Source organism: Streptomyces sp. NPDC058691, from assembly GCF_042714775.1.
Classification (GTDB): domain Bacteria; phylum Actinomycetota; class Actinomycetes; order Streptomycetales; family Streptomycetaceae; genus Actinacidiphila.
Genome location: NZ_JBHXSO010000002.1, coordinates 56,854 through 83,704 on the forward strand (window position 1 = coordinate 56,854; position 26,851 = coordinate 83,704).

The 26,851-nt window shown below is 72.7% G+C and carries 25 protein-coding genes and 2 tRNA genes; 8 read left to right on the forward strand and 19 right to left on the reverse strand.

Features of this window, described 5'->3' with window-relative positions:
* Positions 1 to 144: 144 nt before the first annotated feature.
* The 3 genes from ACFWVC_RS01745 to ACFWVC_RS01755 form a co-directional block, all read right to left on the reverse strand.
* Positions 145 to 897: a GntR family transcriptional regulator gene (locus tag ACFWVC_RS01745; protein ID WP_384273877.1), complete on the reverse strand. Its 753-nt coding sequence runs from the start codon at positions 895 to 897 to the stop codon at positions 145 to 147.
* 138 nt (positions 898 to 1,035) lie between these two features.
* Complete coding sequence (locus ACFWVC_RS01750) at positions 1,036 to 2,088, reverse strand: hypothetical protein (RefSeq protein WP_384273880.1); 1,053 nt, start codon at positions 2,086 to 2,088, stop codon at positions 1,036 to 1,038.
* An 80-nt stretch (positions 2,089 to 2,168) separates the two neighbouring features.
* On the reverse strand, positions 2,169 to 3,287 hold the full coding sequence (locus ACFWVC_RS01755; protein WP_384273883.1) for an ROK family transcriptional regulator: 1,119 nt from the start codon (positions 3,285 to 3,287) through the stop codon (positions 2,169 to 2,171).
* A gap of 56 nt (positions 3,288 to 3,343) precedes the next feature.
* On the opposite strand from ACFWVC_RS01755, the gene ACFWVC_RS01760 reads away from it, so the two are divergent.
* Together ACFWVC_RS01760 and ACFWVC_RS01765 are read left to right on the forward strand one after the other, a co-directional pair.
* Positions 3,344 to 4,414 (forward strand): Gfo/Idh/MocA family oxidoreductase, encoded by a 1,071-nt coding sequence (locus tag ACFWVC_RS01760; RefSeq protein ID WP_384273886.1) that lies wholly within the window; start codon positions 3,344 to 3,346, stop codon positions 4,412 to 4,414.
* Positions 4,415 to 4,994: 580 nt separating this feature from the next.
* Positions 4,995 to 5,207: a hypothetical protein gene (locus ACFWVC_RS01765; protein ID WP_384273895.1), complete on the forward strand. Its 213-nt coding sequence runs from the start codon at positions 4,995 to 4,997 to the stop codon at positions 5,205 to 5,207.
* 60 nt (positions 5,208 to 5,267) lie between these two features.
* On the opposite strand, the gene ACFWVC_RS01770 is transcribed toward ACFWVC_RS01765, so the two are convergent.
* The 3 genes from ACFWVC_RS01770 to ACFWVC_RS01780 form a co-directional block, all read right to left on the reverse strand.
* Positions 5,268 to 5,825 (reverse strand): hypothetical protein, encoded by a 558-nt coding sequence (locus ACFWVC_RS01770; protein ID WP_384273902.1) that lies wholly within the window; start codon positions 5,823 to 5,825, stop codon positions 5,268 to 5,270.
* Positions 5,826 to 5,966: 141 nt separating this feature from the next.
* A complete protein-coding gene (locus ACFWVC_RS01775) occupies positions 5,967 to 6,332 on the reverse strand; it encodes an STAS domain-containing protein (RefSeq protein ID WP_384273908.1) in 366 nt (121 codons plus the stop codon).
* 75 nt (positions 6,333 to 6,407) lie between these two features.
* Positions 6,408 to 7,145, reverse strand: coding sequence for a GAF and ANTAR domain-containing protein (locus tag ACFWVC_RS01780; RefSeq protein WP_384273914.1), 738 nt, complete (start codon positions 7,143 to 7,145; stop codon positions 6,408 to 6,410).
* 168 nt (positions 7,146 to 7,313) lie between these two features.
* On the opposite strand from ACFWVC_RS01780, the gene ACFWVC_RS01785 reads away from it, so the two are divergent.
* Positions 7,314 to 8,345: a glycoside hydrolase family 6 protein gene (locus ACFWVC_RS01785; protein ID WP_384273917.1), complete on the forward strand. Its 1,032-nt coding sequence runs from the start codon at positions 7,314 to 7,316 to the stop codon at positions 8,343 to 8,345.
* Between the two features lie 36 nt (positions 8,346 to 8,381).
* On the opposite strand, the gene ACFWVC_RS01790 is transcribed toward ACFWVC_RS01785, so the two are convergent.
* The 6 genes from ACFWVC_RS01790 to ACFWVC_RS01815 all read right to left on the reverse strand — a co-directional run bounded on the left by ACFWVC_RS01790 (position 8,382) and on the right by ACFWVC_RS01815 (position 16,419).
* Positions 8,382 to 10,310, reverse strand: a complete 1,929-nt coding sequence (locus tag ACFWVC_RS01790) for a galactose oxidase-like domain-containing protein (RefSeq protein WP_384273923.1) — start codon at positions 10,308 to 10,310, stop codon at positions 8,382 to 8,384.
* Positions 10,307 to 12,121, reverse strand: coding sequence for a glycosyltransferase family 2 protein (locus ACFWVC_RS01795; RefSeq protein ID WP_384273930.1), 1,815 nt, complete (start codon positions 12,119 to 12,121; stop codon positions 10,307 to 10,309). The genes ACFWVC_RS01790 and ACFWVC_RS01795 overlap by 4 nt, the downstream gene beginning before the upstream one ends.
* Positions 12,122 to 12,522: 401 nt before the next feature.
* Positions 12,523 to 13,647, reverse strand: coding sequence for a PP2C family protein-serine/threonine phosphatase (locus ACFWVC_RS01800; RefSeq protein WP_384273935.1), 1,125 nt, complete (start codon positions 13,645 to 13,647; stop codon positions 12,523 to 12,525).
* A gap of 86 nt (positions 13,648 to 13,733) precedes the next feature.
* Positions 13,734 to 15,833: a SpoIIE family protein phosphatase gene (locus ACFWVC_RS01805; protein WP_384273942.1), complete on the reverse strand. Its 2,100-nt coding sequence runs from the start codon at positions 15,831 to 15,833 to the stop codon at positions 13,734 to 13,736.
* Between the two features lie 152 nt (positions 15,834 to 15,985).
* Positions 15,986 to 16,058: transfer RNA gene (locus tag ACFWVC_RS01810), tRNA-Lys, on the reverse strand.
* The gene (locus tag ACFWVC_RS01815; RefSeq protein ID WP_384274953.1) at positions 16,021 to 16,419 is read right to left on the reverse strand and encodes a LuxR C-terminal-related transcriptional regulator; all 399 of its coding nucleotides are present in this window, start codon (positions 16,417 to 16,419) and stop codon (positions 16,021 to 16,023) included. Before ACFWVC_RS01815 ends, ACFWVC_RS01810 begins: the two co-directional genes overlap by 38 nt.
* On the opposite strand from ACFWVC_RS01815, the gene ACFWVC_RS01820 reads away from it, so the two are divergent.
* From ACFWVC_RS01820 to ACFWVC_RS01835, 4 genes are all read left to right on the forward strand, one after another.
* Positions 16,337 to 16,597: a hypothetical protein gene (locus ACFWVC_RS01820; RefSeq protein WP_384273945.1), complete on the forward strand. Its 261-nt coding sequence runs from the start codon at positions 16,337 to 16,339 to the stop codon at positions 16,595 to 16,597. The genes ACFWVC_RS01815 and ACFWVC_RS01820 overlap by 83 nt on opposite strands.
* 81 nt (positions 16,598 to 16,678) lie before the next feature.
* Positions 16,679 to 17,068, forward strand: a complete 390-nt coding sequence (locus ACFWVC_RS01825) for a hypothetical protein (protein ID WP_384273952.1) — start codon at positions 16,679 to 16,681, stop codon at positions 17,066 to 17,068.
* A gap of 290 nt (positions 17,069 to 17,358) precedes the next feature.
* The gene (locus ACFWVC_RS01830) at positions 17,359 to 17,505 is read left to right on the forward strand and encodes a hypothetical protein (protein ID WP_384273956.1); all 147 of its coding nucleotides are present in this window, start codon (positions 17,359 to 17,361) and stop codon (positions 17,503 to 17,505) included.
* A 288-nt stretch (positions 17,506 to 17,793) separates the two neighbouring features.
* A tRNA-Lys gene (locus tag ACFWVC_RS01835) sits at positions 17,794 to 17,866 on the forward strand.
* A 48-nt stretch (positions 17,867 to 17,914) separates the two neighbouring features.
* Here the strand turns inward: ACFWVC_RS01835 and ACFWVC_RS01840 are convergent.
* The 5 genes from ACFWVC_RS01840 to ehuB form a co-directional block, all read right to left on the reverse strand.
* The gene (locus ACFWVC_RS01840; protein WP_384273960.1) at positions 17,915 to 18,670 is read right to left on the reverse strand and encodes an IclR family transcriptional regulator; all 756 of its coding nucleotides are present in this window, start codon (positions 18,668 to 18,670) and stop codon (positions 17,915 to 17,917) included.
* A gap of 216 nt (positions 18,671 to 18,886) precedes the next feature.
* Positions 18,887 to 19,693: an ectoine/hydroxyectoine ABC transporter ATP-binding protein EhuA gene (gene ehuA / locus ACFWVC_RS01845; protein WP_384273966.1), complete on the reverse strand. Its 807-nt coding sequence runs from the start codon at positions 19,691 to 19,693 to the stop codon at positions 18,887 to 18,889.
* Complete coding sequence (ehuD, locus tag ACFWVC_RS01850) at positions 19,683 to 20,318, reverse strand: ectoine/hydroxyectoine ABC transporter permease subunit EhuD (protein WP_384273973.1); 636 nt, start codon at positions 20,316 to 20,318, stop codon at positions 19,683 to 19,685. The genes ehuA and ehuD overlap by 11 nt, the downstream gene beginning before the upstream one ends.
* Positions 20,318 to 21,016, reverse strand: a complete 699-nt coding sequence (gene ehuC / locus ACFWVC_RS01855) for an ectoine/hydroxyectoine ABC transporter permease subunit EhuC (RefSeq protein WP_384274960.1) — start codon at positions 21,014 to 21,016, stop codon at positions 20,318 to 20,320. The genes ehuD and ehuC overlap by 1 nt, the downstream gene beginning before the upstream one ends.
* A gap of 12 nt (positions 21,017 to 21,028) precedes the next feature.
* Positions 21,029 to 21,946 carry an ectoine/hydroxyectoine ABC transporter substrate-binding protein EhuB gene (gene ehuB, locus ACFWVC_RS01860; RefSeq protein ID WP_384273976.1) on the reverse strand — a complete coding sequence of 306 codons (918 nt, stop codon included), beginning with the start codon at positions 21,944 to 21,946 and terminating at the stop codon, positions 21,029 to 21,031.
* 141 nt (positions 21,947 to 22,087) lie between these two features.
* Here ehuB and ACFWVC_RS01865 point away from each other — a divergent pair, with 141 nt between their 5' ends.
* Positions 22,088 to 23,572, forward strand: a complete 1,485-nt coding sequence (locus ACFWVC_RS01865; RefSeq protein WP_384273979.1) for an NAD-dependent succinate-semialdehyde dehydrogenase — start codon at positions 22,088 to 22,090, stop codon at positions 23,570 to 23,572.
* Positions 23,573 to 23,627: 55 nt separating this feature from the next.
* Here the strand turns inward: ACFWVC_RS01865 and ACFWVC_RS01870 are convergent, their stop codons facing one another.
* Together ACFWVC_RS01870 and ACFWVC_RS01875 are read right to left on the reverse strand one after the other, a co-directional pair.
* On the reverse strand, positions 23,628 to 24,719 hold the full coding sequence (locus tag ACFWVC_RS01870; protein WP_384273982.1) for an LLM class flavin-dependent oxidoreductase: 1,092 nt from the start codon (positions 24,717 to 24,719) through the stop codon (positions 23,628 to 23,630).
* 69 nt (positions 24,720 to 24,788) lie between these two features.
* Entirely contained in the window at positions 24,789 to 26,741 is a 1,953-nt protein-coding gene (locus ACFWVC_RS01875) for an EAL domain-containing protein (protein WP_384274965.1), read from the reverse strand.
* Positions 26,742 to 26,851: the final 110 nt, after the last annotated feature.

Below are 26,851 nucleotides of genomic sequence, written 5' to 3' on the forward strand. Positions count from 1 at the left end.
GCGGACCACGGTCGTGCGGCCCGCGGACGCGATCGGGTCCGGTTTCTGAACCGGCCGTGAACGGACCCGCAATCTTGGACTAGACCCGTTATCTTTCCGTGATAACAGGGCTTCCATGAGAGGGGGTTCAAAAGGTTCTTGCGGCTACGTACGGGACAAATGGGTCGTGAAGCTGAAGCGGTCCCCGCGGTACAGCGACCGCACCCGCTCCAGCGGCGCGCCCCCGGTGTCCCGGCTGTGCCGGTGCAGCAGCAGCATCGGCAGCGCGGGCGGGGTGCCGATCAGCAGCGCCTCGCGCGGGGTCGCCAGCACCGTCTCGATCCGCTCGTCCGCGTCGCCGAACTCCACGCCCACGCGCTCGCGCAGATAGGCGTAGAAGGACGAGTCCGGGTCGAACTCCACGTCAAGGCGCGGTACGCGCTCCACCGCGACGTAGGTGCTCTCCAGGCCCACCCGCTCCTCGTCGGCGAGCAGTACGCGCTCCATGTGCCACACCGTGCCGCCGGTGGCGATGCCCAGCTGGCCGGCCAGCACCTCGTCCGCCGCGATCCGGTCGAGCGCGGTGAGGTTGCGGCCCGGCACCCGGCCCTGGCGGCGCACCCCCTCGGTGTAGCTCGCCAGCGACAGCGGCTGCTCCAGCTTGGGGCCCGCGACCACCGTGGCGCGGCCGCGCCGTCGCAGCCGTCCCTGGATCAGCAGTTCGCGCAGCGCCTGCCGTACGGTCTCCCGCGCCACTCCGAAGCGGGCGGCGAGCTCCCGCTCGGTCGGCAGCGGCACCCCTTCGCCGAGCTCGCCGAGCAGCTCCTCCAGGCGCGTCTTGACGACGAAGTACTTGGGAAGCCGGCCGTGCTCGGGGATGCCGGCGCGGGTCGGCGCGCCTGCCTGGCTGTCGTTCACATCGTGAATCCTCGCAGATCGGAACGGGGCCGGCGGTCGCCGCCGCGGGGCGCGGGAGGCGGCCGGGGGCGCCGCGCCGGACACCGTTCACCGGCCGGTCGCCCGCCGGGCGGCGGGAGTTCGCGGCCCGCGCCCGGCTCACCTCCGGCGGCCGGCCCTCAGGGCGATCCCGCCCGCGAGCAGGAGGGCCCCGGCGCCCATGAGCAGCAGGGCGGGCGCGGGGTCCTGGACGGGGCCGGTGTCGGCCAGGCCGGACGGGCGGGTGCGGGGGCGTGGCGCGGCGGAGGCGGCGGGGGTGCCCGCGGCGTCGCCGCGCCCCGCGTCCTGCCGGTCCGCCCCGCCCACCGCCTCGCCCTCGTCGCCCTTGCCGGGGACCGGGCTGCCGGTGTGGGGGGCCGCGCCGGGGGCCTTTCCGGGGCGGGTGCCGGGGCCCGTGCTGCCGTCCTCGCCGGGGTGCGCTCCGGGTTGGCCGCCGGGGCGTTCGCCGGGGTGGCCGCCGCCCGCGCCGCCACTCGTGCCGGGGGCCGTCGCGGCGCCGTCCGGTTTCCGGCCGCCGGCGCTTTCCCGGGGCGTGCCGTCCGGCAGCGGCGCACCCGGCACCGCCCCCGGGGCCGTCGGCGGCACGGCGCCGGAGGCGTCCCTCGGCGGTGTGATGGAGAAGCGGTACGGCGCGGACTCACCGACCCAGTCGCCGTCCGCGCCGCGCCGCTGCACGACGGTGGCCGAGGCCGCGACCGGTTCCGGGGGCGCGTCCGCGGTGAAGCGCAGCCGCAGGGAGATGCGCACCGTGCGGCGCGCGGGCAGGACCGCGCCGGGGTCGTGCTCGCCCACCACGGCCACGTTCTCGTCGTTGTCGGTGTGCACCACCGGCACCGGCCGCCAGCGCGGCGTGCCGGACCTGCCGGCGCCCTTCGTCCCACCGGTCGTGAGTTCCTTGTACTCCAGACGAATGTGGCGGGCCGTCAACTTGCGGTCGCGGTCCACGAAGACGATGACCGGGTGCACGTTCCGCCGCGCCTGCCGGGTGGTGTTCTCCAGCTCCACGCGGAACTCCCGCGCCGCGGCGCCCGCCACGAAGGAGCGCGGGCCGTCCTGCAGCCGGGCGCGCACGGGGAACGGCTCACCGGTCGCCTGGGCCGAGGTCAGCACGACCGAGGCCGCCGTCATGGCAAGAGCGCTGCGCCACCTCATGGGCACCGAAGCTCTCACGTTCGTACGGTCGTATGCCCGCGGGGCGCGGGGCGGTCGCCGGCGGCTACCCGTACGGGCGGTCAGCCCCCCGCCGTCTGGCCGAACAGCGGGGCGAGCGCCAGCAGGGCCGCGCCCCGGGCGACGGCGCGCGCCCCGTCCGGGACGAGGGTGACGGGGACGGTGCGGCCCGCCGACCGGCGCGTACGGGCGTCCATGGCGGCGGCGACCTCGCGGCGGAACAGCTCGGGCCGCGCCAGCACGGTGCGCCCGCCCAGCACGACGCGGTCGATGTCGAGCAGCGAGACCAGGTTCGCCGCGCCGAGTCCGAGGAGCCGGGCCGCTCCCGCGTGGTCGCGGTCGCCGACGGCGGCCAGGCAGAGCGCCTCCAGACAGCCGTGGTTGCCGCAGGCGCAGCGCGGCCCGTCGAGGGCGACCGCCTGGTGCCCGAACTCCCCGGCGCCGGTCCTGGCCCCGCGGTGCAGCGTGCCGCCGAGGACCAGCCCCGCGCCGAGCCCGCTGCCCAGGTGCAGATAGCCGAAGGAGTCCCCGGTGCCGGTGCGGTCCGGCGGCGACAGCACGGACAGGGCGGCGGCGTTGGTGTCCTTGTCCAGGACGACGGGCAGCCCCAGGCGGTCGGCGAGCGCTTCGCGCAGCGGGTAGCCGTCCCAGGCGGGGAGGCCGGTGATCCGCAGCAGCGCGCCGGTCCCGTGGTCCAGCGGGCCGGGGGAGGCGATCCCGGCGCCAAGCACCGCGCCGCTCGCGCCGGGGGTGTCCGCGACGGTCGCGCGCACCAGGTCCGCGACCGCGCACAGCACCTCGGCGGCGGGCCGGCCGAGGTCGAGGGGGGCGGTGCGCGCGTCGGTGGTCTCGCCCGCCAGGTCGGCCAGGAGCACGGTGACCTCGTCGCGGTCCAGGTGCACCCCGACGGCGTACCGGGCGCGGCGGGCCAGCCGGAGCAGGGTGCGCGGCTTGCCACCGGTGGGGGCGCCGCGGCCGGCCGCGTCGACGAGGCCGTCCGCGCGCAGCCGCGCCACGATCTTGCTGACCGCCTGGGGGGTGAGGCCGGTGTGCTCGGCGAGCTCCAGCCGGCTGATCCCCTCGCCGTCCGCGACGGTCGCGGTGCGCAGCAACCCGAGCACCAGCGCGGTGTTGTGGCTGCGCAGCGCGGGCAGATTGGCTCCGGCGGTTCCGTTGTTCACCTGCCCATTGTCGGGCACGCTTGCGCTTTCGCAACAGCGTTGCTTAAGTGGGTCGCATGGCTTCCGCACCCCTTCGCGTCGCACTGGTCGGCTACGGCCTGGCCGGCTCGGTCTTCCACGCCCCGCTGATCGCCGCCACCGACGGCCTCGCCCTGGACACCGTCGTCACCGGCGACCCCGAGCGCCAGGCGCAGGTCCGCGCCGCGTACCCGGACGTCCGCCTCGCCTCAGCGGCGGACGAGCTGTGGAAGCGCGCGGACGAGCTGGACCTGGTGGTCCTGGCCTCGCCGAACAAGACCCACGTCCCGCTCGCCACGGCCGCGCTGGAGGCCGGGCTGCCGGTCGTCGTCGACAAGCCGCTCGCCGCCACCGCCGCCGAGGCGGACGCGCTCGCCGCCCTCGCCGCGGAGCGCGGACTGCTGCTCTCGGTCTTCCAGAACCGCCGCTGGGACAACGACTTCCTCACCCTGCGCGGGCTGCTGGAGCGCGGCGAGCTCGGCGAGGTGTGGCGCTTCGAGTCCCGCTTCGAGCGGTGGCGGCCGAACCTGAAGGGCGGCTGGCGCGAGTCCGGCGACCCCGCGGAGATCGGCGGTCTGCTCTACGACCTCGGCAGCCACCTGGTCGACCAGGCGCTGACCCTCTTCGGCCCGGCCGTGAGCGTGTACGCCGAGCGAGACGTGCGCCGCGCCGGCGCCCAGGCCGACGACGACACGTTCGTGGCCCTCACCCACGCCGGCGGAGTCCGCTCCCACCTGTGGATGACCGCCACCACCGCCCAGCTCGGCCCGCGCTTCCGCGTGCTCGGCAGCACCGCCGGCTACGTCAAGCACGGCCTCGACCCCCAGGAGGCCGATCTGCGCGAGGGCGCCCGCCCCGCGCCGGGCGCCGCGTGGGGCACCGAACCGGAGTCCGCGTGGGGTCTGCTGGGCGCCGGTGACGACGTACGCCCCGAGCCGACGCTGCCCGGCGACTACCCCGCCTACTACGCGGCCGTCGCCGCCGCCCTGCGCGACGGCACCGAGCCCCCGGTCACCGCGGCCCAGGCCGCCGCGACCCTGGCGGTACTTGAGGCCGCGGCACTCTCGGCCCGCGAGGGCCGCACGGTGCCGCTCGCGCCCCGCGGCTGACGGCTCCGGTCGCCCGGTCCGCGGGAGCGGTCCGGGCGTCGGCGTGCGCCTCGAGGCGAGGCTGCTTGGTGACCATCCTGCGTACGGCGCGGCTGTTGCGGCGGTCCTGCGTGACGGACCGCAGCCGCCGGTCGGCGCGGCCCAGGCTGTCGTGATGCTGGGGGTGCTTGAGGCGGTGTCCTTTCGGCCCGTGAGGGTCGCACGGTGTCGCTCGCGCCCCGCGGCTGACGGCTCCGGTCGCCTGGTCCGCCGGAGCGGTCCGGGCGTCGGCGTGCGCCTCGAGGCGCTGCCTGGTGGCCATCTTGCGTACGACGGGGCTGTTGCTGCGGTCCTGCGTTACGGGACCACAGCGCCCCCGTCGGCGCGGCCCTGTCGGTGCAGGAGGCCGCCGCATAGCGGTCCGGGCGTCGGGGTCGGCGTGCGCCCCGAGCCGATGCTGCCTGGTGGCCACCCCGCGTACGACGCTCGGCCGCGGGCCTGCGTGACGGCACCGAGCCGCTGGTCACCGCGGCCCACGCTGCCGTGCCGCTGACGGCGACCCGATCGCGAAAGCCGCCGGTCGGGCGTCGGGCGGGACAGCGTGCGCCCCGAGTCGGCGCTGCTCGGTGACCACTTCGCGTACTACACGGCCATCGCCGCCGTCGGTCACCGCGGCCTGCGCTGCCCGGGGGACGGCGCGCTGCGCGTCCCTCGCGGCCTCGGCGGTGGATTCGCGGCGTTCTGCGGGGTGCCGTCACGCACGGCGGCGAGTCCCCGGGTCACCGCGGGCCCCGGCCGTGCCGCGTGGCGGTGACGGCGACCCGATCGCCCGGCCCGCGGCGCGCTCCCCTCACGGCCGCCGGCCGGGCGCTCCTCACCCTCGGGTGCCTGGACCGCGGGAGTGGTCCGGCGCGTCCGGGGGAGGGCGGTGGGGCCGCGGCGTTCCGCCGGGCTCGGGCAGCCGGGCGCGGAAGCGGACCAGCACGGCGCCGTCCGCGGTGTGGTGCACCTGCACGCCGTCCAGCGGCTCCGCGTCCCCCGCGTCCGTCAGCTGACGGCACAGCCGGGTGGTCTCGGAGGAGGACGGCGGTTCCGGCGGCGCCGCGCCGGCGAGCGCGGGCGGCTGGTCGTAACCGGTGTCGGTGACGCACACCGAGCAGTGCCCGTCCTCCACGCCGAGCGTGACGCGGAAACGCCGCGCCTGGCCGTGCGTGACGACGTAGCCGCAGGCCACCAGCACGGCCTGGGAGATCCGGGCGCCGGCCGTACCGCAGGCGAGGATCTCCAGCGCCGCATGGCTCATGCGCGCGGCGAGCGCGTCGCTGCCGGGTGCGCTGCGCAGCGAGCAGGTCCAGGAGACGTCGAGGGCGGATCTCTTCGGATCGGACAGGGACAGTCGTGAGGAGGCTGAGGAGGCCGCGAGCTTGGCCATGGCCGGACCACGTCCTGTGCGCGTAGGAGGCTGCTGCTGCTCTGACTGCCGACGACCGGGGTCCTGGGCCGCCCTGTCAGGCTAGAACAGGCGATCTCGGCCCTGCCAGGGCGCGTTGGGGGCGCGCGGACGTGGCGCGCGTCAGGCCGTGGGATCCGGCCAGTCCGGCAGGATGGTGAAGTACTGGGCCAGCCGCGTCGCCCGCAGGGTCCGCAGGGTGAACTCGTCCCGGCAGACCAGCCGTACGCGCCCCTGCTGCTGCTCCGCGCGACGGCGTGCGCGCACCAGAGCGGACAGCCCGCTGCAGTCGATGAAGTCGACCGGCCGCAGGTCCACCACGATGTCGGGGCGGTCCGTCCCGGTGAGCAGGTCCAGCGCGGCGGACACCCGGGGCGCGGTGAGCACGTCCACCTCACCGTCGAGCGTGACCACGGTGCTGTCGCCCTCCGCGCGGCGGCGGACCGAGGCGATCGACGGGGTGCTCGTCAGGAGGGAGGTCTCGGACATGGGCACCACCCTAGGGCAGACGGGCCGTCACACCTTCTTCTCAGGCCAGGACTTGACAATCCGCGACCGCATGCGTCAGGTCGCGTCGTCCCGCAGCCGGTCGGTGTCGAAGCTGCCGGCCACCACGCCGGTCGCCAGCTCCGCCACCCGCAGCCGGTGGCTGCGGGCGTACCGGCGCAGCGCGCCGAACGCCTCGTCGACACCCACACCCCACCGCTCCGCCAACACCCCCTTGGCCTGCTCGACCGCCACCCGGCTGTCCAGCGCGCCCTGTAACTGCTCGGCCAGCAGCTCCTGTTCACGACGGGCCCGGCGCTGCAGCACCCCGACGGCCGCCGCGTCCGCCAGCGCGCGGGCCAGCTCCACGTCCCCCGCGGGCGGCTCCCCCGGGTCCGCGCGCAGCACCCCCAGCGCGCCGATCACCTCCGCGCCCCGGCGCAGTGGTACCGCGTACGCCGCGTGCAGGCCGGCCTCGCGCGCGCGAGGCGCGAACCGCGGCCACAGCTCGTCGCAGCGTGCCAGGTCGGGCACGTCTATCGTGGCCGCGCACACGTAGCAGTCCAGGCACGGCCCCTCCTCGTCGAGGGCGGGCAGCAGCTCCGGGACCGCCCCGGAGGAGGCTGCGCGCAGCGCGCCGTCCGGCCCCGCCAGCAGCAGCCCTGCCGCGCGGGCGTCCAGGAGCTCCACGCAGGCGGCGGCCAGCCGGCCGAGGTGGGCGTCCATGTCGAAGTCCCCGCCGAGGGTGTCGGCGAGCCCCACGAGGACTTCGGCGAGCCGCCGTTCGCGCGGGATGTGGTGCGGGTGTTCGGTCACGTCCTGCTCCAGCCATCGTCGGCCACGGCTCCGCCGGGATTCTGCCATGCCGGCGATCCGCGGCTTTCGGCGGGAAAACGGCAACTGACCTGATCTGACAGTGCTTTGACGGTGCGGTATGTCAGGATTGACGCAGACCGGTCCCGTCCGCCATCCAAGGGGGAGTGGATGTACGGCACCTCCACCGGCCCGTTGCGCAAGGCCGCCCGCGCGGCGTCGATCGCCGCCGTGGTCGCGGTGGCCCTCGGCGGCTGTTCCCGCGGCGACGGCACCGCGAATTCCGGGCGGGACAAGGGCGCGCCGCAGAGCACACCCATGGCCGGCGCCCCCTTCTGGGTCAACCCGGACACCGCCGCCGCCCGACAGGCCGGCCAGTGGCGCGAGGACGGCCGCGACGCGGACGCCGCGCTGCTGGAACGGATCGCGGGGCGGCCGGTCGCCGAGTGGATCGGCCCCGACGACCCCCGCGGCCAGGCCGAGGGCCTGACCAGGGCCGCCGAGAAGGCCGGCCGCACCCCCGTCCTGGTCCTCTACAACATCCCGCACCGCGACTGCGGCCAGTACTCCAGCGGCGGCGCCGCCGACGCGGACGCCTACCGCAACTGGGTGGACGGGGTCGCGGCCGGCATCGGCGACCGTGAGGCACTGGTGGTCCTGGAGCCCGACGCGCTCACCCACCTGGTCGACGGCTGCACCCCCGGCCGCTTCGCGCAGGAGCGCTACGCCCTGCTCGGCCACGCCGTCGACACCCTGAGCGGGCTGCCGCACACCGCCGTCTACCTCGACGCGGGCAACGCCGGGTGGGTGCGCGACCCCGCACGGGTGGTGGATCCGCTGCGGCGGGCCGGCATCGAGCGGGCCGACGGCTTCGCCCTGAACACCTCGAACTTCTACACCACCGAGGCCAACACGGCCTACGGCACCGAGCTGTCGGAGCGGCTCGACGGCAAGCACTTCGTCATCGACACCAGCCGCAACGGCCGCGGCCCGCTCCAGGGCGGTCACGACGAGGCCTGGTGCAACCCGCCCGGCCGGGGCCTGGGCACCCCGCCGACCACCGACACCGGCGACGAACTCGTGGACGCCTATCTGTGGATCAAGCGCCCCGGCGACTCCGACGGCACCTGCAAGGGCGGCCCCAAGGCAGGCCAGTGGTGGCCCGAATACGCCCTGGGGCTGGCCCGGCGCGCGGCGTCCTGAGACACCGCGCGCCGGGCCCTGAGCAGGGCAGACGCCCTAGGACACCTTGACCCAGCGCGCCACGGACGGCGTGCCCTCCTCGTCGGTGACCACGACCATGTACCAGCCCGGTGGCACCAGCGACGGGTCCTGCGGCACGGTCAGCCGCACCGACCCCTTGCCGCGCTCGATGTCCAGCGCGATCGACCGCTGCTCGGTGTCGGTGGCGTGGGTGACGGCGCTCGGCCGGATCAGCCGCGCCGTGTCGATCTGGCCGGCGTACCGGGTGGGGAACGACATCGAGCCGCCGCGCTCGACCGACCGCGGGCCCTCGCCCAGCGAGGGCTTGGAGTCCCGGTACAGATAGGGCGGGGTGTAGATCTCCACGCGCTGCTCGAAGAAGCCCGGCGTGGTGTCGGCCTTGTCCCCGAACAGCGGGTTGGAGCCGAAGACCGCCACCCGGCCGTCGGGCAGCAGCAGCGCCTCGGCGTGGTAGTTGCGTCCCACGGCCGGATCGGCGGCGTCCCGGAAGACGTCGCGCACCGGGTCGTAGATCTGCGCCTTGAGGATGTCGCTGCCGCCGCGCCCTCGGTAGTCGCGGGAGCCGCCGGTGGTGAAGACGGTGTCGTCCGGCAGCAGCACGCTGTTCAGGTACCGCGTGGGCTCCGGCAGGTCCGGGCCGTCGGTGTACGCCGGGCTGACCGCGTTCAGGTCCACCACGGCGGTGCGCGCGGTCGAGGAGTGGGACTCGCCGACCCCGCCGCCGCCCAGCACCATCACCTTCTGGTCCTGCGCGGGCGCCAGCAGCACCGAACTGGCCGTCTCCAGGTCCTTCGCGTCGCTGAGCCCGGGCACCGCGGTGAAGCGGTTGGTCCGCAGGTCCCACACGCCCGGGACGCGGCCCTCGTCGGCCGGGCCGTAGCCGGCGTTGGCGCCCGAGTAGAAGATCTTCTCGCCCTGCATCAGGAAGAGCGCCGGGTAGGTCGGGAAGTAGCGCGTGGTGGTGTAGGTCCACTTCCGCGTCCTGGGGTCGTAGATCTCGTTCTTCCCGGGGACGACCTGGCCGATGTCGTCGAGGCCGGAGACCGACAGCACCCGGCCGTCCGCGAGGGTGACCAGGGTGGGGTACCAGCGGGCCTCGTTCATCGGGTCGACCGGGATGTAGCGTTCGGCGACCGGGTCGAACTCGTAGGCCTCCTTGATCCCCTGGAAGTCCTTCTTGTCCAGGCCGAGCTTGGTGGCCAGCCCGTAGAGGTTGTTGCGGTCCTGGCCCGCGAGCCCCCGGATCTCGTACTGCGCCGCGGTGTTGACGATCCCCGCCTCGCCCTTGACCAGCGACTGGACGAAGACCCGGACCTCGCTCGCGGTGACCGTGACCTTGCCGCTCTTCTTGTCGACGGTCTTCTTCGCCCGCGGGGCGGTGACCGGGAACTCCGAGCGGAAGGTGCGGCCGTTCTCGTTGTTGACGAAGACCGTGCCCTGGGGGAACGTCCGGGGCGCGTCCGGGTTCTCGTTCTTGACCAGCATCGCGCCGCCCGCCCGGTCCACCGCCTCCTCGAGCTTCTCGTAGCGGGCCGTGCCGCCTGCCACCAGCAGCCGGCCGTCGGGCAGTTGGGTGTGGCCGGCGCAGAACATGTCCTTGGGGGTGTCGATCTCCTTGAAGGTGTTCTTCACCGGGTCCCACAGGACGCTCTTGAACGACTTGGCCTCGAAGTTCGTCTCGTCGTTGCCGGAACCGGCGATGAGCAGCACCTTCCCGGTGTGCAGCAGCGCGGCGTGGATGGCGTTGATCCGGTACTTCTCCGGGACCTCGAGCCGATCCCAGTGGCCGTGGGCGGCCTTGTACTCCGGCTGGTTGATCTTGTAGTCGTGGTAGGTCGCCGCGGTCCAGCCGTAGAGTGCGGGCGCGTTCATCCCGGCCAGGACGCTCACGGCGGTGCTCCCGATGGCGATCTTCCGCAGTCTGCGGCTGGGTCGGTAGGTCATCGGGCGGCGCTCCTGGTGCGGGCGAGCGACATCCACCAGACGGCGATCGGCGCGACGGCGAGCAGCAGCGCGAGCACCGCCCAGGTGCGCATCGCGACATGGGTGTGGCCGTTGAAGAAGCTCGCGGCCAGCGACCCGCCGAACACGAGCGTCCACAGGATGTGGGTGCGGAAGGTGGACAGCAGCCGGTCGGGGCTGGCCGAGTCGCCCTTGGGCGTGACCACGAAGCGGCTCTTGCGGCGCAGTACGGCGTCGATCAGCGAGCGGGCGTAGATCGGCGCCGACAGCGCCGACATCACCATGCCGGCCGCGCCCGAGGAGCCCTCGGGCTCGTGCGGGCTGACGTTGTGCCGCCGGTTCCAGACGTACAGGCCGATCTGCAGGGCCGCGGCGTCGCTGTACAGCATCATCCAGACCTCGGAGTCGATCTGGACGCCGGAGGCGCCGAGCCCCAGGAACAGGGCGCAGCTGAGGCCGCCCAGCATCCAGTTGACCGCCGTCATCGGGTAGTAGACGACCATCAGCGTGTAGTTGAGCAGCCTGCCCGGGGACAGCGTGAAGGGCATCTTCCAGAACTGCTTGATGAGCGTCTCGTACGTACCGCGGCTCCAGCGCAACTGCTGGGTGAAGAAGTCCGTCCACGAGGACGGGCCCTCCCCGACGGCCAGCACGTCCGGGGTGTAGACCGAGCGCCACTTGCGGCCGGTGGCCGGATTGCGCCGGCGGTGCAGCTCCAGGCCGGTGGCCATGTCCTCGGTGATCGAGTCGTACAGACCGCCGATGCCCTTGATGGCGCTGATCCGCACCGCGTTGTTGGTGCCCACGAACATCGGGGCGCCGTAGCGGTTGCCGGCCCGCTGGATGAGGGCGTGGAAGAGGAACTGCTGGCTCTCGGCGGCCTTGGTCACGGCGGAGTCGTAGTTGCCGTAGACCTGCGGCCCGACGACGAAGGCGACGTCGGGGTCGCGGAAGTAGCCGAGCATCCGCTCCAGGAAATTGGGGAGCGGGACGTGGTCGGTGTCGACCGAGGCGAAGAACGTGTAGTCGTCGCCGTGCGCGTCCAGCCAGGCGTTGTAGTTGCCGTGCTTGGTCTTCGCGCGGAAGGAGCCGCTGGGCCGGTTCCACTTCTCGACGTCCTTGCGGGAGAAGTGGTGCACCCCCAGCCGGTCGCACAGCCGCCGGACCTCGGGGTCGTCGCCCTCGTCCAGCAGCCACACGTCCAGCGTGCCGCGGTGGCGCAGCCGGATCGCGGCCTCCAGGGTGGCCCGCACCATCTCCAGGGGCTCCTTGCCCGGGACGAAGGTGGTCAGGAAGGCGACCTTGGTGCCCTCCTCGGGGATCACGGGCACCGGGTCGCGCGCGACGAGCGTGGCGTGCGCGTTCGACGTGACGTTGATCAGCCGGAAGACCTCGATCAGGCCGATGGATATCAGCATCACGGTGTCGCAGGCCGTCATCCAGCCGGGCGCGTTCTCCCGGCGGGTCCAGTGGGCCGGCTGCAACAGCCAGGTGAGCAGCACCGCGGAGAGCACCGGAGCCGCGCCGAGCAGCAGCGCCGCGCGGATCCGGTGGGGCTCCTCGGCGAGCAGGCTGCGGTAGCGCACCCGGTACGCGACGCCGGGCTCCGGCTCGGTGAGCGGGCCGGCGAGTCTGCTGTAGTGCTCGTAGTCGTACCGGGGTGCCACCGCGCCGGGCCGCGGCCGGGACGGGCCGGGGCGGGTCTGGTGCGGGATGACGGGCGCGGCGTCGGGCGCGCCGGCGCGGGAGTGATCGGTGGTGTACTGCTGGGCGCCGGTCGGTGTCGGCGGCATGGGAATGCTCCCCCCGAAGCATGTGCGCCGCTCGCGCGGCGATGGTGTCCCGGGCGTTGCGGCCCCCCGCCCCCCGGGGTGTACATGCGTGTGCGGTCTGCTCCCGGATCGGACGATGCTCGCTGCAGCTCGTCGACGACCGGACCGCGCTGGGTCACGCCGGTGGCCCACCCCCTTGCCGGGACCGTCTCCCCTTGGCCCCGATCGGCGAAAGGCGCCGAAACGGATCCCGGTCCTCCCGCTTAGGGAGGATAGATTCCGTTTGGCGCTTACATGACTTGCGGTCCCAGCCTCCCCGAATGCCCGTCTTGATCGCAAGGCGGGAAACGAGTTGTTAACCGGTCAAATGAGCGATTTGGGAGGGATATTCGGTCATTCGATCGGTCGTCGCCCGGCTTCGCTCAGGAGCGGGCGACCAGCATGAGCAGCGCGTCGTCGGAGAGGCTGCCGCCGGTGTGCCGCAACAGGTCCGCGTAGAGCCGCTCGACGGCGGCCTCGAGGTTGTCGGCCGATGCGGCGGCCAGCACCCCGGCACGCTCGGCCAGCGGGTAGAACGAGCCGTCCACGGCGCTGCGCGCCTCGATCACCCCGTCCGTGCACAGCACCAGGACGTCGTCGGCTCCCAGCGTCTCCTGCCAGGGCCGGGGCGGTGCACCCGTCGCGAACTGGGACAGCCCGAGCGGCACCCACGGATCGGGTGGGTCGAGCGAGGTGACCGTGCCGTCCGTGGCGACCCGCAGCGGGGGCACGTGCCCGTAGTGCAGCAGTCCCACCTGCCCGGGGTCGTTGAACTGGAGGAACAGCGCCGTGGTGAACTCGCCCGGGGCCATGTGCCGCGCGACGCTCGCGTCCACCCGCTGCGCGACCCGGGTCAGCGCCTCCTCGTCGTACGCGGCCTCCCGGAAGGACCCCAGTGTCACCGAGGCCGTCTGCACCGCGTCCAGCCCCTTGCCGCGCACGTCACCGATGAGCGCGCGCACACCGTGCGGCGTCTCCACCACCGTGTACAGGTCGCCGCCGATCTTCGCGGTGTCGGCCGCCGAGACGTAGCGCACCGCCAGCCGAAGGTCGCCCACCTCCGGCCCGGGAGGCAGCAGGAGCGCCCGTTGGGCGGCCTCGGCGACCGAGTGGACGGCGGCGAACACCCGTCGGCTCTGTTCGTAGTGCCACGCCATGTAGGCGGCGAAGAGCGAGCCCACGGCATAGGCGATGAGCTGCGACCACAGGAGGGTGCCGCTGTCCGGCAGGCGCACCTCGTCGTACGGGAGGAGGGCCAGCTGCGCGACGAGCCCGGCGACGCCGATGCCCAGCGTGCGCCGCCAGGTCGTGGAGACGCCCGCCAGTGCCGGAGCCATGATCATCAGTGGCGCGAGATAGGTCTGCGGGCCGCTCAGCCAGTCGGTCAGCGAGATCCCGACGATCAGCACCAGGGGCAGCAGGATCCCGCTGCCGACCGGTACGACCGCATCGAAACTCCGCAGGGCGGGTGCGCCGCTGTGGGGCGGCACCCGGCGTGATGACCTCATCTTTCGAACATAGACAGACAAGACGGGCAGTGGGAAACCGGGCGGCGTCGGATGCCGTGCCGGGCTCCGCCGACAGGGCAGTACGCCTAGAGCCCCGCCGTGGCGCCGGAGCCCATGCGGGCCAGCAGCAGGGCGACGTCGTCGTCCGCCGACTGCTGCATGGTGCCCAGCACCAGGTCGCAGGTCTCCTCCAGGGACCGGTGGCGGGTCTTGAGCTTGAGGACGCGCATCAGCGCCCGCAGGCCCACGTCGAGGGACTGCCGGCGGTCCTCCACCAGCCCGTCGGTGAACAGCGCGAGCACCGTCCCCTCGGTGAGCTCCCGCTCCACGGTGCGGAACTTGATCCCGCCCACGCCCAGCGGCACGCCGTTCGGGATGTCGATCAGTTCGGCGCGGCCGCCGGGGGGCACCAGTACCGGCGGCAGGTGCCCGGCGGTGGAGAACTGGCAGCGGCCGGTGGCCGGGTCGCACACCGCGTAGACGCAGGTGGCGATGAAGTCCCCCTCGGTGCCGCCGATGATGTCGTCCAGATGCCACAGCAGCTCGTCGGGGGCCAGGTCGAGCCGGGCGAAGGCCCGGGTGGCGGTGCGCAGCTGCCCCATGATCGCGGCGGCGTGCAGGCCCTTGCCCATCACGTCGCCGACGATCAGGCCGACCTTGCCGTTCTTCAGCGGCAGCACGTCGAACCAGTCCCCGCCGACCTCACGGACCGCGGGTATGTAGCGGGCGGCCGTCTCCATCCCGTCCACCGTCGGGGGCTCGTGCGGCAGCAGGCTCCGCTGGAGGGTGAGGGCGGCCATGCGCTCGCCCGCGTACAGCCGCGCGTTGTCGATGGATATCGCGGCCCGGGCGGCGAGCTCCACGGCCAGGGTGCGGTCCTGGTCGTCGAAGGGCTTCTGGTTGCGGGTGCGGAAGAGGCCGATCACGCCGAGCACCTCGCCGCGCGCGATCAGCGGCGCGGCCATGTACGAGTGCACCCCCGCCCGTCGCAGCAGCGCGGCGGCCCGGTCGTCCCGGGCGATCCGGCGCAGCATGCGGCTGCTCACCCGGTGCACCACCACCGGCTGCCCCTCCCGCACCGCCCGGGTGATCAGCCGGTCGGTCGGGTACGAGGCCGGCTCGCCCACCGGGTCGACGGCCCCGATCGTCTCGTTCGGGTCGGCCGCGGCGATGGCCAGGGCCCGGAAGTCGGCGGTCTCGCCCGTGGCCACCCGGGACACCGTCTCGCCGCGCATCACCGAGTCCAGCACGTCGACGGTGGCGATGTCGGCGAGCGTCGGCACCACGACCGAGGCCAGCTCCCGCGCGGTCTGCTGGAGGTCCAAGGTGGTGCCGATGCGGGTGCCCGCCTCGGCGATCACCGCCAGCCGGCCGCGGGCCATCGCGATCTCCTCGGCGGCGTGGTGCCGCTCGGTGAAATCCGCCACCGAGGTGGCCAGGCCCAGCACCCGCCCGGTGGGGTCCTCGATCCGGTAGTACGAGATCGACCACGCGTGGTCGCGCCCCAGGTCGGCATAGGTGCGGCCGATCGTCTCAAGGTCCAGCAGAGGTTCGCCGGTCTCCAGCACGCGCCGCATCGCCGTCTCGATCCCCGCGGCGTCGATGCCCGGTGAGACCTCCCGCACGGTGCGCCCGAGCATCGAGGCGGCCGACAGGCCGTACATGCCCTCCAGGGCCTCGTTGACCCGCACGATGCGCAGCTCGTTGTCGAAGACCGCCAGCCCGATGGGCGACTGGTCGACCAGGCTGCTCGACAGCCCCATGTCCGTCTCGACCCGGCGGACGGTCGCCAGATCGGCGCCCAGTCCCAGCGCGAAGACCCCGCCGTCCACGTCGAGCATGCGCATGTTGCGGAACTCGATGTCCCGGACCGTGCCGTCCGCGTGCACGATCGGAAACACGCCCTGCCACACCGCACCCGCCCTGACCTGCTTGAACAGTTCGGTGACCAGCTCAAGCTTCGCGGGCTCCACCATGAGCAGGCCGGCGTTCTGGCCCAGCGCCTCGGCCGCGCTGTAGCCGAACAGCCGCTCGGCCTCGGGGCTCCACAGGACGATCCGGCCGTGCCGGTCGAGGACCATCGCAGCGACCGCGAGAAGGTCGAGCAGGCCCCCGGGCGTGGGGGTCCCAGGACGCGGCCGGGCCTCCCCGTCCGTACCGGGCGGCGTTGCGTCGTGTGCGTGCATGGCCTCCTCGTACGCCCCGGCGGAGCCCCGCTGGAGGCCCTACCTCGTCGTTACGGCATATTTTCGCACCGAGTCCCCAAGGATGCCGCCTGTTCGTTCGAGGGCAAACGAACGAAGGCGCCCCTCCCGGAGGAGGGACGCCTTCGTGTCTGTGCGCCGCCAGGGACTCGAACCCCGAACCCGCTGATTAAGAGTCAGCTGCTCTGCCAGTTGAGCTAGCGGCGCTCACCGACAGAGAGGATCCTACCTGACCACCGGGGGTGCCCCCGACCACGTCCTCCAGCAGCGCGGGGTCGTCGTCCAGCCACCCGAGGCGGACCATCTTCACCCCGGCCTGGAAGCGGCTGTCGGCCCCTATCTGCTGCATGAGCTCCGCCACGATCCGCCGTACCGTCCGGTCGGACAGGCCCAGCTTGCGGCCTATCGCCTCGTCGGTCAGCCCGGAGGCCAGCAGCCGGACGACCTCCCGGTGCCGGGCGGCGGGCGCGGCGCCCACGTCGTCGGTGAACAGGTCCGACGCGGACGCCCAGCAGTGCTCGAACATCTGCCGCAGGACGGCCACCATGGCGGGGCTGCGCAGGACCATCGCGGAGCCCTCGCCGCCCCGGTCGTCCAGCCCGAGGGCCGGTACCACGGCGAGTGAGTGGTCGACGATGATCATCTTCATGGGGAGCGTGGCCGTGGTCCGCACCTCGCCGCCGTCATTGACGAAGGTCCGCAGATGGGTGCGGATGTTCGGTACCGCTGCCGCCGTGGCGAGGTAGATGGAGCGCTGGCGGACGCCGCGTCCGAGTGCCTCGCGGTTGCGGTCGTCACCCAGGTGCTCCTCCTGCACGCTCGCGTGCATGGAGAGGATCTCGGCGGTCACGGTGCTGGCGGCCTCGTCGAGGATCGCCGCTATCTGCGCGGGCTGGGCGGCGACCTCGATGCGGGCCTCCGCGAGCTGCCGTATGTGGACCGGCTGGAATTCCGCCGCGAGCTGGCTCAGCGCGGTGTGGGCGGCGGTGATGGTGTTCACCAGTTCCTCGGTCCTGCGCCGGCTGCCCTCGGTGAGCTGCGCCATGGCCGTCGCGGGGGAGTGGACCGCCCACCCGCTGCGTGCGGAGGGGAACCGTGCAGCCAGGCCGAGCGACGCCAACGAGACGAGTGCCGCGTCGAGTTCGGTTTGTGACCAGCCGGTGAGCGTACAGACGCTTTCTGGTGTCCAGTCGGCGTCGGCGAGCGCCAGAGCGTAGAGTTCCTGCGCCCGGGCGCGCAGAAGGTCGTCGGTCACTGCTCGCACCCCCAATGCTTCACGTCACCCCCGGCTCCGATCAGATTAAGGGTCGCCGCTCGTGTATGGACCCATCGGGGGCCATCCGGTCCCATGTGTCCGCATAGGGCCATGTCCGAATCCGGACCGTGAAAAGTGAAGACCACCGGCTTGGCGTCCGACAGAATTCAGTCAGTCGTACGGTTCCCCCAAGCCGGAGCGGCACCCCCGAAAAAGCACCAACCCAGCTCACACCCCCAGGACAGGCCTGCCATGACAACCTTCCGTCGCAACGCCCTTCGTGCAGTTCTGGGCGTCGTAGCCGCCATTTCATTGGGGCTGATCGGCGCGACCACTGCCTCTGCGCAGCCGGCGCCGGGCGACATCGTTTGGCACACCGCCAACGACATCGTCTGGTAGCACCCTGGGCCGTTCCACAAAGACAACACAACACCCCCCCAAGAGCTACACCGTTGCACCCACCCCCCAAGAGCCACACCCCTCCCCCCACGCTGATGGGCCCGGCATACCTCCCCCCTCTTGCCGGGCCCTTCAGCATGTCCGGAAACAGTGGGGTGGCGGGAATCCGCCACGCCTCCGGCGGCAGGGGCGGCGCGGTGGGCCAGGAGATCGTCCGGGAACTCCGGGCCGCGCCAGGGGGTGGTCGTGAGCACCCCCTCCGACCCCGTATGATTGTCCCGTTCGCAGGCGCCGCTAGCTCAAGTGGCAGAGCAGCTGACTCTTAATCAGCGGGTTCGGGGTTCAAGTCCCTGGCGGCGCACAGAACAAGGGCGCCCCTCCTCCGGGAGGGGCGCCCTTTTGTGTGCTGTCAGAGGGCGAGCGAGAGCAGCACGGGGGCCGCCCGCTCGTTGAGGGTGTCGGCGGCGCCCTTGAGGCGGTGGGCCTGGGTGACGGGCAGGGAGAGCGCCAGGCAGCCGACCGTCGCCCCGATGGTCACCGGGATGGCGGCGCAGACGGTGCCGATCGCGTACTCCTGCAGGTCCAGGGTGGGCGCGCTGGCCGGCTGGCTCTCCAGCTTGGTCAGCAGCACCTTCTCGCTGATCGTGGTCTTGGAGGTCAGCCGCACGATCTTGTGCCGCGACAGGTGGTCGCGGCGGCCGTTGTGGTCGAGCTGGGTGAGCAGGCACTTGCCGACCGCGCTGGCGTGCGCGGCGGAGCGGAAGTCGACCCACTCGTTGACCTTGGGCGCCGCGGGGCCGTCGGCGAAGTCGACGATCTTGACCTCGCCGTCGTCGTACCGGCTGAAGTAGACCGCCGCGCCGACCTCGTCGCGCAGGGCCATCAGTACGTTCTTGATCCTCTCGGCGAGCGCCGTGTCGCGGCTGGCGCTGCCCAGCAGGACCAGCGATTCACCGACCGCGTACCCCCCACCGGGCAGGGCGTTGAGATAACGCTCCCGATTGAGCATGGCGAGGAGTTGCGATAGATAACCGATGGGCACGCCGACCTCGCGTGCGAGCTGCTCGGCGCTGACGCCGTGCCGGTGCTTGTCCACGGTCTCCAGCACGCGCAGCGCGTGCTGGACGGCGTAGACCGGCGCGACCTGTCGGTGCTCAAGCGCCACGGTGTCCCCCTACAGGTGTGACCGTTTGCGTCCTTGCTGTGGCTGCTGGTCACGGCCACCGCGCACGGCGGACGGGACCCGGCAGCCGGGCCGCATTCCACGATAGCCTCAAAGCGGTTTCGAGTAGAGCCCGTTGAAGCTTTGTCTGAACGCCTTCGGACGTATATGCAGGAACGCGCCACTCTGGCATATGCCCCCGGCACGGCCCACTTTCCGTCAGAGCACCGCACCGAGGAATTCCCGGGTCCTGCGGTGCTCCGGGGAGCCGAAAATGCGCTCCGGCGCACCCGACTCCACCACCTTCCCGCCGTCGAACATCAGCACGCGGTCGGAGACGTCCCGGGCGAACCCCATCTCGTGGGTGACGCACAGCAGGGTGATGTCCGTGCTGCGGGCGATGTCCCGCAGCACGTCCAGCACTCCGGCCACCAGTTCGGGGTCGAGCGCCGAGGTCACCTCGTCCAGCAGCAGGATGTCCGGCCGCATCGCGAGCGCGCGGGCGATGGCCACCCGCTGCTGCTGGCCACCGGAGAGCCGGGTGGGGTGGGCGTCCTGCTTGTCGGCCAGGCCCACCAGTTCCAGCAGTTCGCGGCCGCGCTCGGCGGCCTCGTCGCGGTCCATGCCCAGCACGTGCACCGGGGCCTCGGTGACGTTCTCCAGCACCTTCATGTTGGGGAAGAGGTTGAAGTGCTGGAAGACCATGCCGATACGGCGTCGTTTGGCGCGTATGTGCCTCTCGTCCGCCGGCACCAGCCGGCCGCCGCGGCCCGGCATGTGCGAGAAGGGCTCGCCGTCCACCTGGATGACGCCCTCGGTGACCCGCTCCAGGGTCATCAGCAGCCGCAGGATGGTGGTCTTGCCGCTGCCGCTCGGGCCGATCAGCGTCACCCGCTCGCCGCGGCGGACCTCCAGGTCGAGGTGGTCCAGGACGGTGTGGTCCCCGTAGCGCTTGACCACCTGGTCGAAGCGGACGGCCGGGGACACGGAGGTCCTGGCGGGGTGGTGGGTCTCGTCAGTGAGCAAGGCGCTTCTCCAGCTTCCGCATGAGGATCGAGGTGGGGGTGCTGGCGATCAGGAAGATCGCGGCGGCCAGGGTGAACGCCTCCAGGTAGGCGAAGTGGTCGCTGCCGAAGGTGTTGGCCTCGTGCACCATCTCGTTGACGGTGATCACCGACAGGAAGGGCGTCTCCTTGAACATCGAGATCACGTAGTTGCCCAGGGCCGGCACGATCTTCCGCACCGCCTGCGGCAGCACCACGGCGAACCAGGTGCGCGCCCGGGACAGCGACAGCGCTCTGGCGGCCTCCCACTGACCCTCCGGCACCGCGTCGATGCCCGCCCGGTACACCTCGGAGGTGTACGTCGCGTAGTGCACGCCGAGCACGGTGATGCCGATGACCAGCGGTTGCAGCGCGGGCAGCAGCACCCAGGCGGCGAAGAGCTGGATCATCACCGGCGTCGACCGCACGAACTCCACGACCGCGCGCAGCGGCACCGTGACCCAGGGGCCGGCCGTGCGCCGCAGCACCGCGATGCCGAGGCCCAGCACGATCGCCAGCAGCGAGCCGAGCACGGTCGCCAGCAGCGTCACCTCGAAGCCGCGCAGGATCAGCGGCAGGCCCTCGCGGGCCGTCTCCCAGTCCCACATCAGGCACGACCTCCCGCCGGCTGCCCGAGCCGCGCCTTGGCCACGGACTCCAGTCCGTTCATGGCCAGCGTCAGGACATAGGCCAGGACGAAGTAGACGACGAGCAGCAGCAGGTACACCGTCGCGGTGTCACCGGTGGTCGAACGCAGCTGATCCATCTGGAAGGTGACGTCCGAGATGGTGATCAGCGACATCAGCGGGGTGCACTTCAGCAGCTGGACCAGCAGATTGCCGAACGGCGGGATCATCTGCGGCCACGCCTGCGGCAGGACCACCAGCCGCATCCGCTGCCACGGCGTCATGTTCAGCGCCACGGCCGCCTCCGCTTGTCCCTTCGGCACCGCGTCGATCGCCCCGCGCACCACCTCGGAGCCGTACGCCCCGTAGTTGAGCCCGAACGCCACGACCGCGCAGGCCAGCGGCGCGAGCTTGAAGCCCAGGATGGGCAGCGCGAAGAACAGCCAGAACAACTGCACATAAAGGGAGGTGCCGCGGAAGAACTCCACGACGACCCGGGACGCCCCGCGCACCAGGCCCCGGCGCGAGCGCGCCATGAAGCCCAGGACGAAGGCGAGCACCAGCGCGGTCAGCGCCCCCAGGACGGTGGCCTGCACGGTGACCCACAGGCCGGCGCCGATGCTCGGCAGCGACCGCGTGACCTCCGTCAGGACGGACAGGGACTCACTTGCCTCGGTGATCACAGGCGGGCCTCACGCCTTGCACAGCTGGGCGGTCCGCAGGTTCGCCGGTGGCACCTCCGCCTTGGTGAAGCCGTACCGGCCGATCAGCGAGGTGTAGTGGTCCGGGTCGGAGGTGATCTTCTTCAGCTGCCCGTTGAACGCGTCGCGCAGCCCCGTCGCGTCCGGCCGGAACACCGCGCCGCCCGGGCTGTACTGCTTCTTGCCGCCGACCACCGGAAGGAAGGGGTCCAGCACCTCGACGGCCGCTCCCTTGTTGGTCCGGGCCAGCCAGCGCAGTGAGATGCCGGTCAGCGCGAAGGCGTCGATCCGCCCGGCGAGCAGCGCGTCCACCCCGTCCTGCTGCTTGGCCAGCGCCTTCACCCGGGACGAGGGGACCCCCGCGGCGTCGGCGTAGTCCGCCTCGACCGCCGCCGTCAGGACGCCGACGGTGGCCTGTTCGCGGGCGCAGGAGGCCAGGTCGCTCAGCCCCTTGGGGTTGCCCTCGCGGACCATCAGCGAGGTCGGCGAGACGAACTCGGGCTCGGAGAAGATCACCTTGTGGCAGCGGTCCGGGGTGATGGCCATCCCGGCGCTCACCACGTCGAAGCGGTCGGCGCTCAGTCCGGGTATGAGCGCCCCGAAGTCGGTGAGGGTGGGCCGCAGTTCGGGCACCCCCAGGGCCTTGAAGATCTCCCGGTGCAGGGTCGGGGCCTCGCCCGCCAGCCTGCCGCCGTCCTGGTAGCCGTACGGGGCCTCGCCGGCGAAGCCCACCCGCACGTACCCCTGTTTTCTGAGCTTCGCGAGCAGGTCCCCGTCCCCGACGGGCGCGCCCGTCCCCACCTGCGTGCGGCTGCACGCGGACAGCAGCCCGGGGACCATCGCCAGGCCGCCCGCCGCCGCGGTGCGGGTGAGGAATCCCCGCCGGGTACTGTCGCTGCGCTCCGTCATGTGCCAGACCTCCGGTAGTTCGTCTCCGTGCGGTACGCCGACCACACGAGGGCCGCGCCTACCCCGGCGTACGGGAGGCATTCATGCGAATGTGGAGGGGTACCCGACTGCCCGGACGTCCGCGAGAGGCAGGGAGCCGCGATGAGTGACAGCACCGACCGGAACGGCAAGCGCGAGCAACTGGTCGTGGAACGGGTGCCGAAGGGGCTGCTGATCGGCGGCCGGTGGCGGCCGGCGAACGACAGCCGGGAGTACGAGGTGGAGGACCCCTCGACCGCGCAGGCGCTGTGCGCGGTGCCGGACGCCGGCGCCGAGGACGCGCGCGCCGCGATGGACGCGGCCGCCGCCGCGCAGGCCGGCTGGGCGGCCACCGCGCCGCGCGAGCGCGGGGAGATCCTGCGACGCGCCTACGAGCTCATCGTCGAACGGCAGAACGACCTCGCGCTGCTGATGACCCTGGAGATGGGCAAGCCGGTCGCCGAGTCCCGCGGTGAGATCCTCTACGCAGCCGAGTTCTTCCGCTGGTTCGCCGAGGAGGCGGTCCGCATCGACGGCGGCTGGGCGACCGCTCCGGACGGCAACGGCCGGATCTGGGTGATGCGGCAGCCGGTGGGACCCGCCCTGCTGATCACCCCGTGGAACTTCCCGATGGCCATGGGCACCCGCAAGATCGGGCCCGCCGTCGCCGCCGGCTGCACGATGATCGTCAAACCGGCGCACCAGACGCCGCTGTCCATGCTCGCCCTCGCCGAGATCCTCGGCAACGCCGGGCTCCCCGACGGCGTCCTCAACGTGCTCACCACCTCGCGGCCGGGCGAGGTGTCCACCCCGCTGCTGGAGGACCCGCGGCTGCGCAAGCTCTCCTTCACCGGCTCCACCGGCGTCGGGCAGAAGCTGATCGGGCAGAGCGCGAAGGGCGTGCTGCGCACCTCCATGGAGCTCGGTGGCAACGCGCCGCTCATCGTCTGCGAGGACGCGGACCTGGAGAAGGCGGTGGAGGGCGCGGCCATCGCCAAGATGCGCAACATCGGCGAGGCCTGCACCGCCGCCAACCGCATGTACGTGCACCGGGACCTGGCCGAGGCGTTCACCGGGCGGCTGGCCGAGAAACTGGGCTCCATGGTCGTCGGCAGGGGCACCGAGCCCGGCGCGCAGGTCGGGCCGCTCATCGACAGCGCCGGCCTCGGCAAGGTCGACCGCCTGGTGCGCGACGCGGTGGCCAGTGGGGCCCGGGTCATCACCGGCGGTGAGCCGCTCTCCGACCGGCCGGGCTACTTCTACCCGCCGACGGTGCTGGCCGACGTCCCCGCCGACGCGGCGATGCTCCGCGAGGAGATCTTCGGGCCCGTCGCACCTGTCGTCACGTTCACCGACGACGACGAGGCGATCCGGCTGGCCAACGACACGGTCTTCGGCCTCGTCTCCTATGTCTTCACCGAGAGCCTGCGGCGCGGCATCCGCTACGCCGAGGAGCTGGAGACTGGCATGCTCGGCCTCAACAAGGGGGTGGTGTCCACCCCCGCGGCGCCCTTCGGCGGCGTCAAGCAGTCCGGGACCGGGCGCGAGGGCGGCTTCGTCGGCATCGACGAGTACCTGGAGATCAAGTACGTCGCCGTCGACGTGTGACGCGGGCCGGGGGTGGCCCCCCCCGGCCCGTCCTGTTCGGCCGTTCCGCCGCGGATCAGGCCTTGGGCAGCCCGTACACGTCGGCGACCAGTTCGTACGAGCGCAGGCGGGCCTGCGGGCTGTGCGCGTTGGCCGTGAGCATCAGCTCGTCCGCGCCCGTGCGCTCCACCAGCGCGTTCAGTCCGTCGCGGACCTGCTCGGGCGTGCCGTGGACGATGTTGACCAGCCAGGAGTCCACGAACTCCCGCTCGGCGGGGCTGAATTCGTAGGCCTCGGCCTCTTCGGGGGTCGGGACGAGTCCGGGACGTCCCATGCGCAGTCGCAGCATCGACAGCGCCCCGGTGAGCACCTGGCGGGCGGCCTCCTTCTCGTCGTCCGCCGCGAGCGCGGCGACGCCGATGACGGAGTACGGCTTGTCCAGGACCGCGGAGGGCCGGAACGACTCGCGGTACAGCTCCAGCGCGGGGACCGTGTTCGCCGCCGAGAAGTGGTGCGCGAAGGCGAAGGGCAGACCGAGGGCGCCCGCCAGCCGGGCGCTGAAGCCGCTGGAACCCAGCAGCCACACCGACGGCCGCGCGGTCGACTGCACGCCACCGGGGGCGGTGCCCTGCACGGGGCCGGGGATGGCGTGGATGCGCGCGTAGGGGTGGCCGGCGGGGAAGTCGTCGTCCAGGAAGCGCACCAGCTCGGCGAGCTGCTGCGGGAAGTCGTCGGCGCCCTCGTTCAGCCGGTCGGTGCGGCGCAGCGCGGCCGCGGTCGCGCCGTCGGTGCCCGGCGCGCGGCCGAGCCCGAGGTCGACACGGCCCGGCGCGAGCGCCTCCAGCGTGCCGAACTGCTCGGCGATGACGAGCGGGGCGTGGTTGGGCAGCATGACGCCGCCCGAACCCAGGCGGATGCGCTCGGTGTGCGCGGCGAGGTGGGCGAGGATCACGGCGGGGGAGGACGAGGCGACCCCGGGCATGGAGTGGTGCTCGGCGACCCAGTAGCGCTGGTAGCCCCGGGCCTCGGCGAGCCGGGCCAGCTCGACGCCGGTGCGCAGCGCGTCGCTGGCGGTCAGGCCCGCGCCGACGGTCGCCAGGTCGAGCACGGACAGGGGCACGGGTGCGGTGCCGTGGGTGGTGCCTCGTACGGGGTCGTTCGTCTCCACGTCGCTCCGTCGCCTCCTGTGGCCGGTCGCTGCTGCGTACGGCGAAGCACAACCGGAGAGCGACTCCGCTTATTCCCCTTGTTCCCCTGATTCCCCTGGTTCTCCCCGTTGCCCGGGCGACCGTTCCCCGGTGCCGTCGCGCCGCAGCTCGGCGATCCGCTCCGGGGGAACGGGCCGCGAGTACAGCCAGCCCTGGCCGGTGTCGCAGCCGATCCGCCGCAGCCGCTCCGCCTGCTCGGCGTTCTCCACGCACTCGGCGGTGACGGTCAGCCCGAGCCGGTGGGCGAGCTGCACCAGCGCCTCGACGATCGTCTCGTCGGCCGGGTTCGGGTGCAGGGTGTCGCGGAAGCCGCGTACGAAGGTGCCGTCGAGCTTCAGCGCGGAGACCGGCAGCCGGCTCAGGTAGGCCAGGTTGGAGTAGCCCGTGCCGAAGTCGTCGATGGCGATGTGCACCCCCATCTCGTGCAGGGCGTGCAGCGCCTGGAGCGGCCGGCCCGCCGAGCCCATCACCGCCGACTCCGTCAGCTCCAGTTGCAGCAGCTCGGGTGGCAGCCCGGTGTCGTCCAGGATCTCGGCCACGTCCGCGACCAGGTCGGAGTCCCAGACCTGGCGCACCGCCACATTGACGCTGACGAAGATCGGGTCGTCCGGGTGGTCCTTCTGCCACTGCCGCGCCTGGCGGCACGCCTCGGCGAGCACCCAGCGGCCGAGCTGGACGATCGACCCGTTCTCCTCGGCCAGCGGGATGAACCGGTTCGGCCCGAGCAGCCCGAAGTGCGGGTGCTCCCAGCGCACCAGGGCCTCCACCCCGCGCAGGCTGCCGCTGCCCAGCTCGACCAGCGGCTGGTACTCCAGCACGAACTCCCCGCGCTCCACCGCCTGCCGGAGCGTGCTGGACAGCGCCTGCTTGGTCATGCGGTGCGCGTTGCGCTCGGGGTCGAACAGCGTCCAGCGCGCCTTGCCGTCCGCCTTCGCCCAGTACAGCGTGGTGTCGGCGGCCTGCATGATGCCGGTGGCCGTGGTCCCCGACGCCTCCCGCTCGACCACGCCGATGCTCGCGGACACCGCGAGCCGGTGCCCGGAGAGGTCGAACGGACGTTGCAGCGCGGTCAGTACGGACTCGGCGAGGGCGGTGGCCTGCCCGGTGCCGGTGGAGTCCTCGACGAGGACGGCGAACTCGTCGCCGCCTAGCCGGGCGACGAGTGTCCCGCTGCGGCCGAGGCGCGCCGCGCAGTCGGTCAGCCGCTCGGCGACGGCCTTGAGCAGCCGGTCGCCGGTCCGGTGGCCGAGGGTGTCGTTGATGGCCTTGAAGCCGTCGAGGTCGAGATAGCACAGGCCGATCCGGCCGGTCCGGCTGCCGGCGCCCTCCAGCGCGGTGGCCAGGCGTTCGAAGAACAGCTGGCGATTGGGGAGTTTGGTGACCGGGTCGTGCATGCGCAGATGGCGCAACTGCTCGCGCAGTTCGTGCCGTTCGCCCAGGTCCTCCACGGACAGCAGCACGCCGCCCGGGACCGGTACGACGACCACCTCGGCCCACACCGTGCGCCCGTCCGGCCCGCGGACCGGCCGGGTGCGGCGCAACTCCTCGCGGCGGCCGGTGAGTACGGCCTCGTACTCGGCGTACTCCAAGCTCGTGGCGCTCGCGGGGTTCCCGGGGTTCCCGGCCTCCGCCGCGTGCTCTGCGTGTTCTGCGTTCTCTGAGTTCTCCGCGTCATCCGGAGCCCCGGCGGCTGCGCCGGCCGTGTGCCCCGCCTGCGTGGCCACGGGCCGGTCGTCGGGACCGTCGGGACCGCCGATCCCCGCGAGGCCGACGAGCTCCGCGGCGGTGAGCGCGGTGAGCCGCACCGGGTCGGCGCCCAGCAGCTGACCGAGCGCCGGATTGGCCTCGCGGACCCGTCCGTCGGGGCCGATGAGCGCCATCGGCAACCGCGCCACGTTGAAGGCGGCGCGGTAGTCGTGACCCTCCGAGGCCGATCTTTCCGGGGCCGGAGGATGACACTGAGTGACTGTGGGGGCCGTCATCTCGGGGTCGAGGTCGGGGCCTCCCGAGGGTCCGCCCATCGCTGACTCCCGTATAGCTGTCGTCTCGCACACATGGTCGTGGAGGGATCGGATGACCGCCAAGAGGCGGT

What these genes read in the sequence shown, in the direction of transcription:
- ACFWVC_RS01750 (WP_384273880.1), bottom strand. Translation starts at nt 2,088, where the DNA reads ATGAGGTGGCGCAGCGCTCTTGCCATGACGGCGGCCTCGGTCGTGCTG.
- ACFWVC_RS01760 (WP_384273886.1), top strand. Translation starts at nt 3,344, where the DNA reads ATGGCTTCCGCACCCCTTCGCGTCGCACTGGTCGGCTACGGCCTGGCC.
- ACFWVC_RS01770 (WP_384273902.1), bottom strand. Translation starts at nt 5,825, where the DNA reads ATGGCCAAGCTCGCGGCCTCCTCAGCCTCCTCACGACTGTCCCTGTCC.
- ACFWVC_RS01775 (WP_384273908.1), bottom strand. Translation starts at nt 6,332, where the DNA reads ATGTCCGAGACCTCCCTCCTGACGAGCACCCCGTCGATCGCCTCGGTC.
- ACFWVC_RS01785 (WP_384273917.1), top strand. Translation starts at nt 7,314, where the DNA reads ATGTACGGCACCTCCACCGGCCCGTTGCGCAAGGCCGCCCGCGCGGCG.
- ACFWVC_RS01790 (WP_384273923.1), bottom strand. Translation starts at nt 10,310, where the DNA reads ATGACCTACCGACCCAGCCGCAGACTGCGGAAGATCGCCATCGGGAGC.
- ACFWVC_RS01795 (WP_384273930.1), bottom strand. Translation starts at nt 12,121, where the DNA reads ATGCCGCCGACACCGACCGGCGCCCAGCAGTACACCACCGATCACTCC.
- ACFWVC_RS01800 (WP_384273935.1), bottom strand. Translation starts at nt 13,647, where the DNA reads ATGAGGTCATCACGCCGGGTGCCGCCCCACAGCGGCGCACCCGCCCTG.
- ACFWVC_RS01805 (WP_384273942.1), bottom strand. Translation starts at nt 15,833, where the DNA reads ATGCACGCACACGACGCAACGCCGCCCGGTACGGACGGGGAGGCCCGG.
- ACFWVC_RS01815 (WP_384274953.1), bottom strand. Translation starts at nt 16,419, where the DNA reads ATGGTCCTGCGCAGCCCCGCCATGGTGGCCGTCCTGCGGCAGATGTTC.
- ACFWVC_RS01825 (WP_384273952.1), top strand. Translation starts at nt 16,679, where the DNA reads ATGGAGAGGATCTCGGCGGTCACGGTGCTGGCGGCCTCGTCGAGGATC.
- ACFWVC_RS01830 (WP_384273956.1), top strand. Translation starts at nt 17,359, where the DNA reads ATGACAACCTTCCGTCGCAACGCCCTTCGTGCAGTTCTGGGCGTCGTA.
- ehuD (WP_384273973.1), bottom strand. Translation starts at nt 20,318, where the DNA reads ATGTGGGACTGGGAGACGGCCCGCGAGGGCCTGCCGCTGATCCTGCGC.
- ehuB (WP_384273976.1), bottom strand. Translation starts at nt 21,946, where the DNA reads ATGACGGAGCGCAGCGACAGTACCCGGCGGGGATTCCTCACCCGCACC.
- ACFWVC_RS01865 (WP_384273979.1), top strand. Translation starts at nt 22,088, where the DNA reads ATGAGTGACAGCACCGACCGGAACGGCAAGCGCGAGCAACTGGTCGTG.
- ACFWVC_RS01875 (WP_384274965.1), bottom strand. Translation starts at nt 26,741, where the DNA reads ATGACGGCCCCCACAGTCACTCAGTGTCATCCTCCGGCCCCGGAAAGA.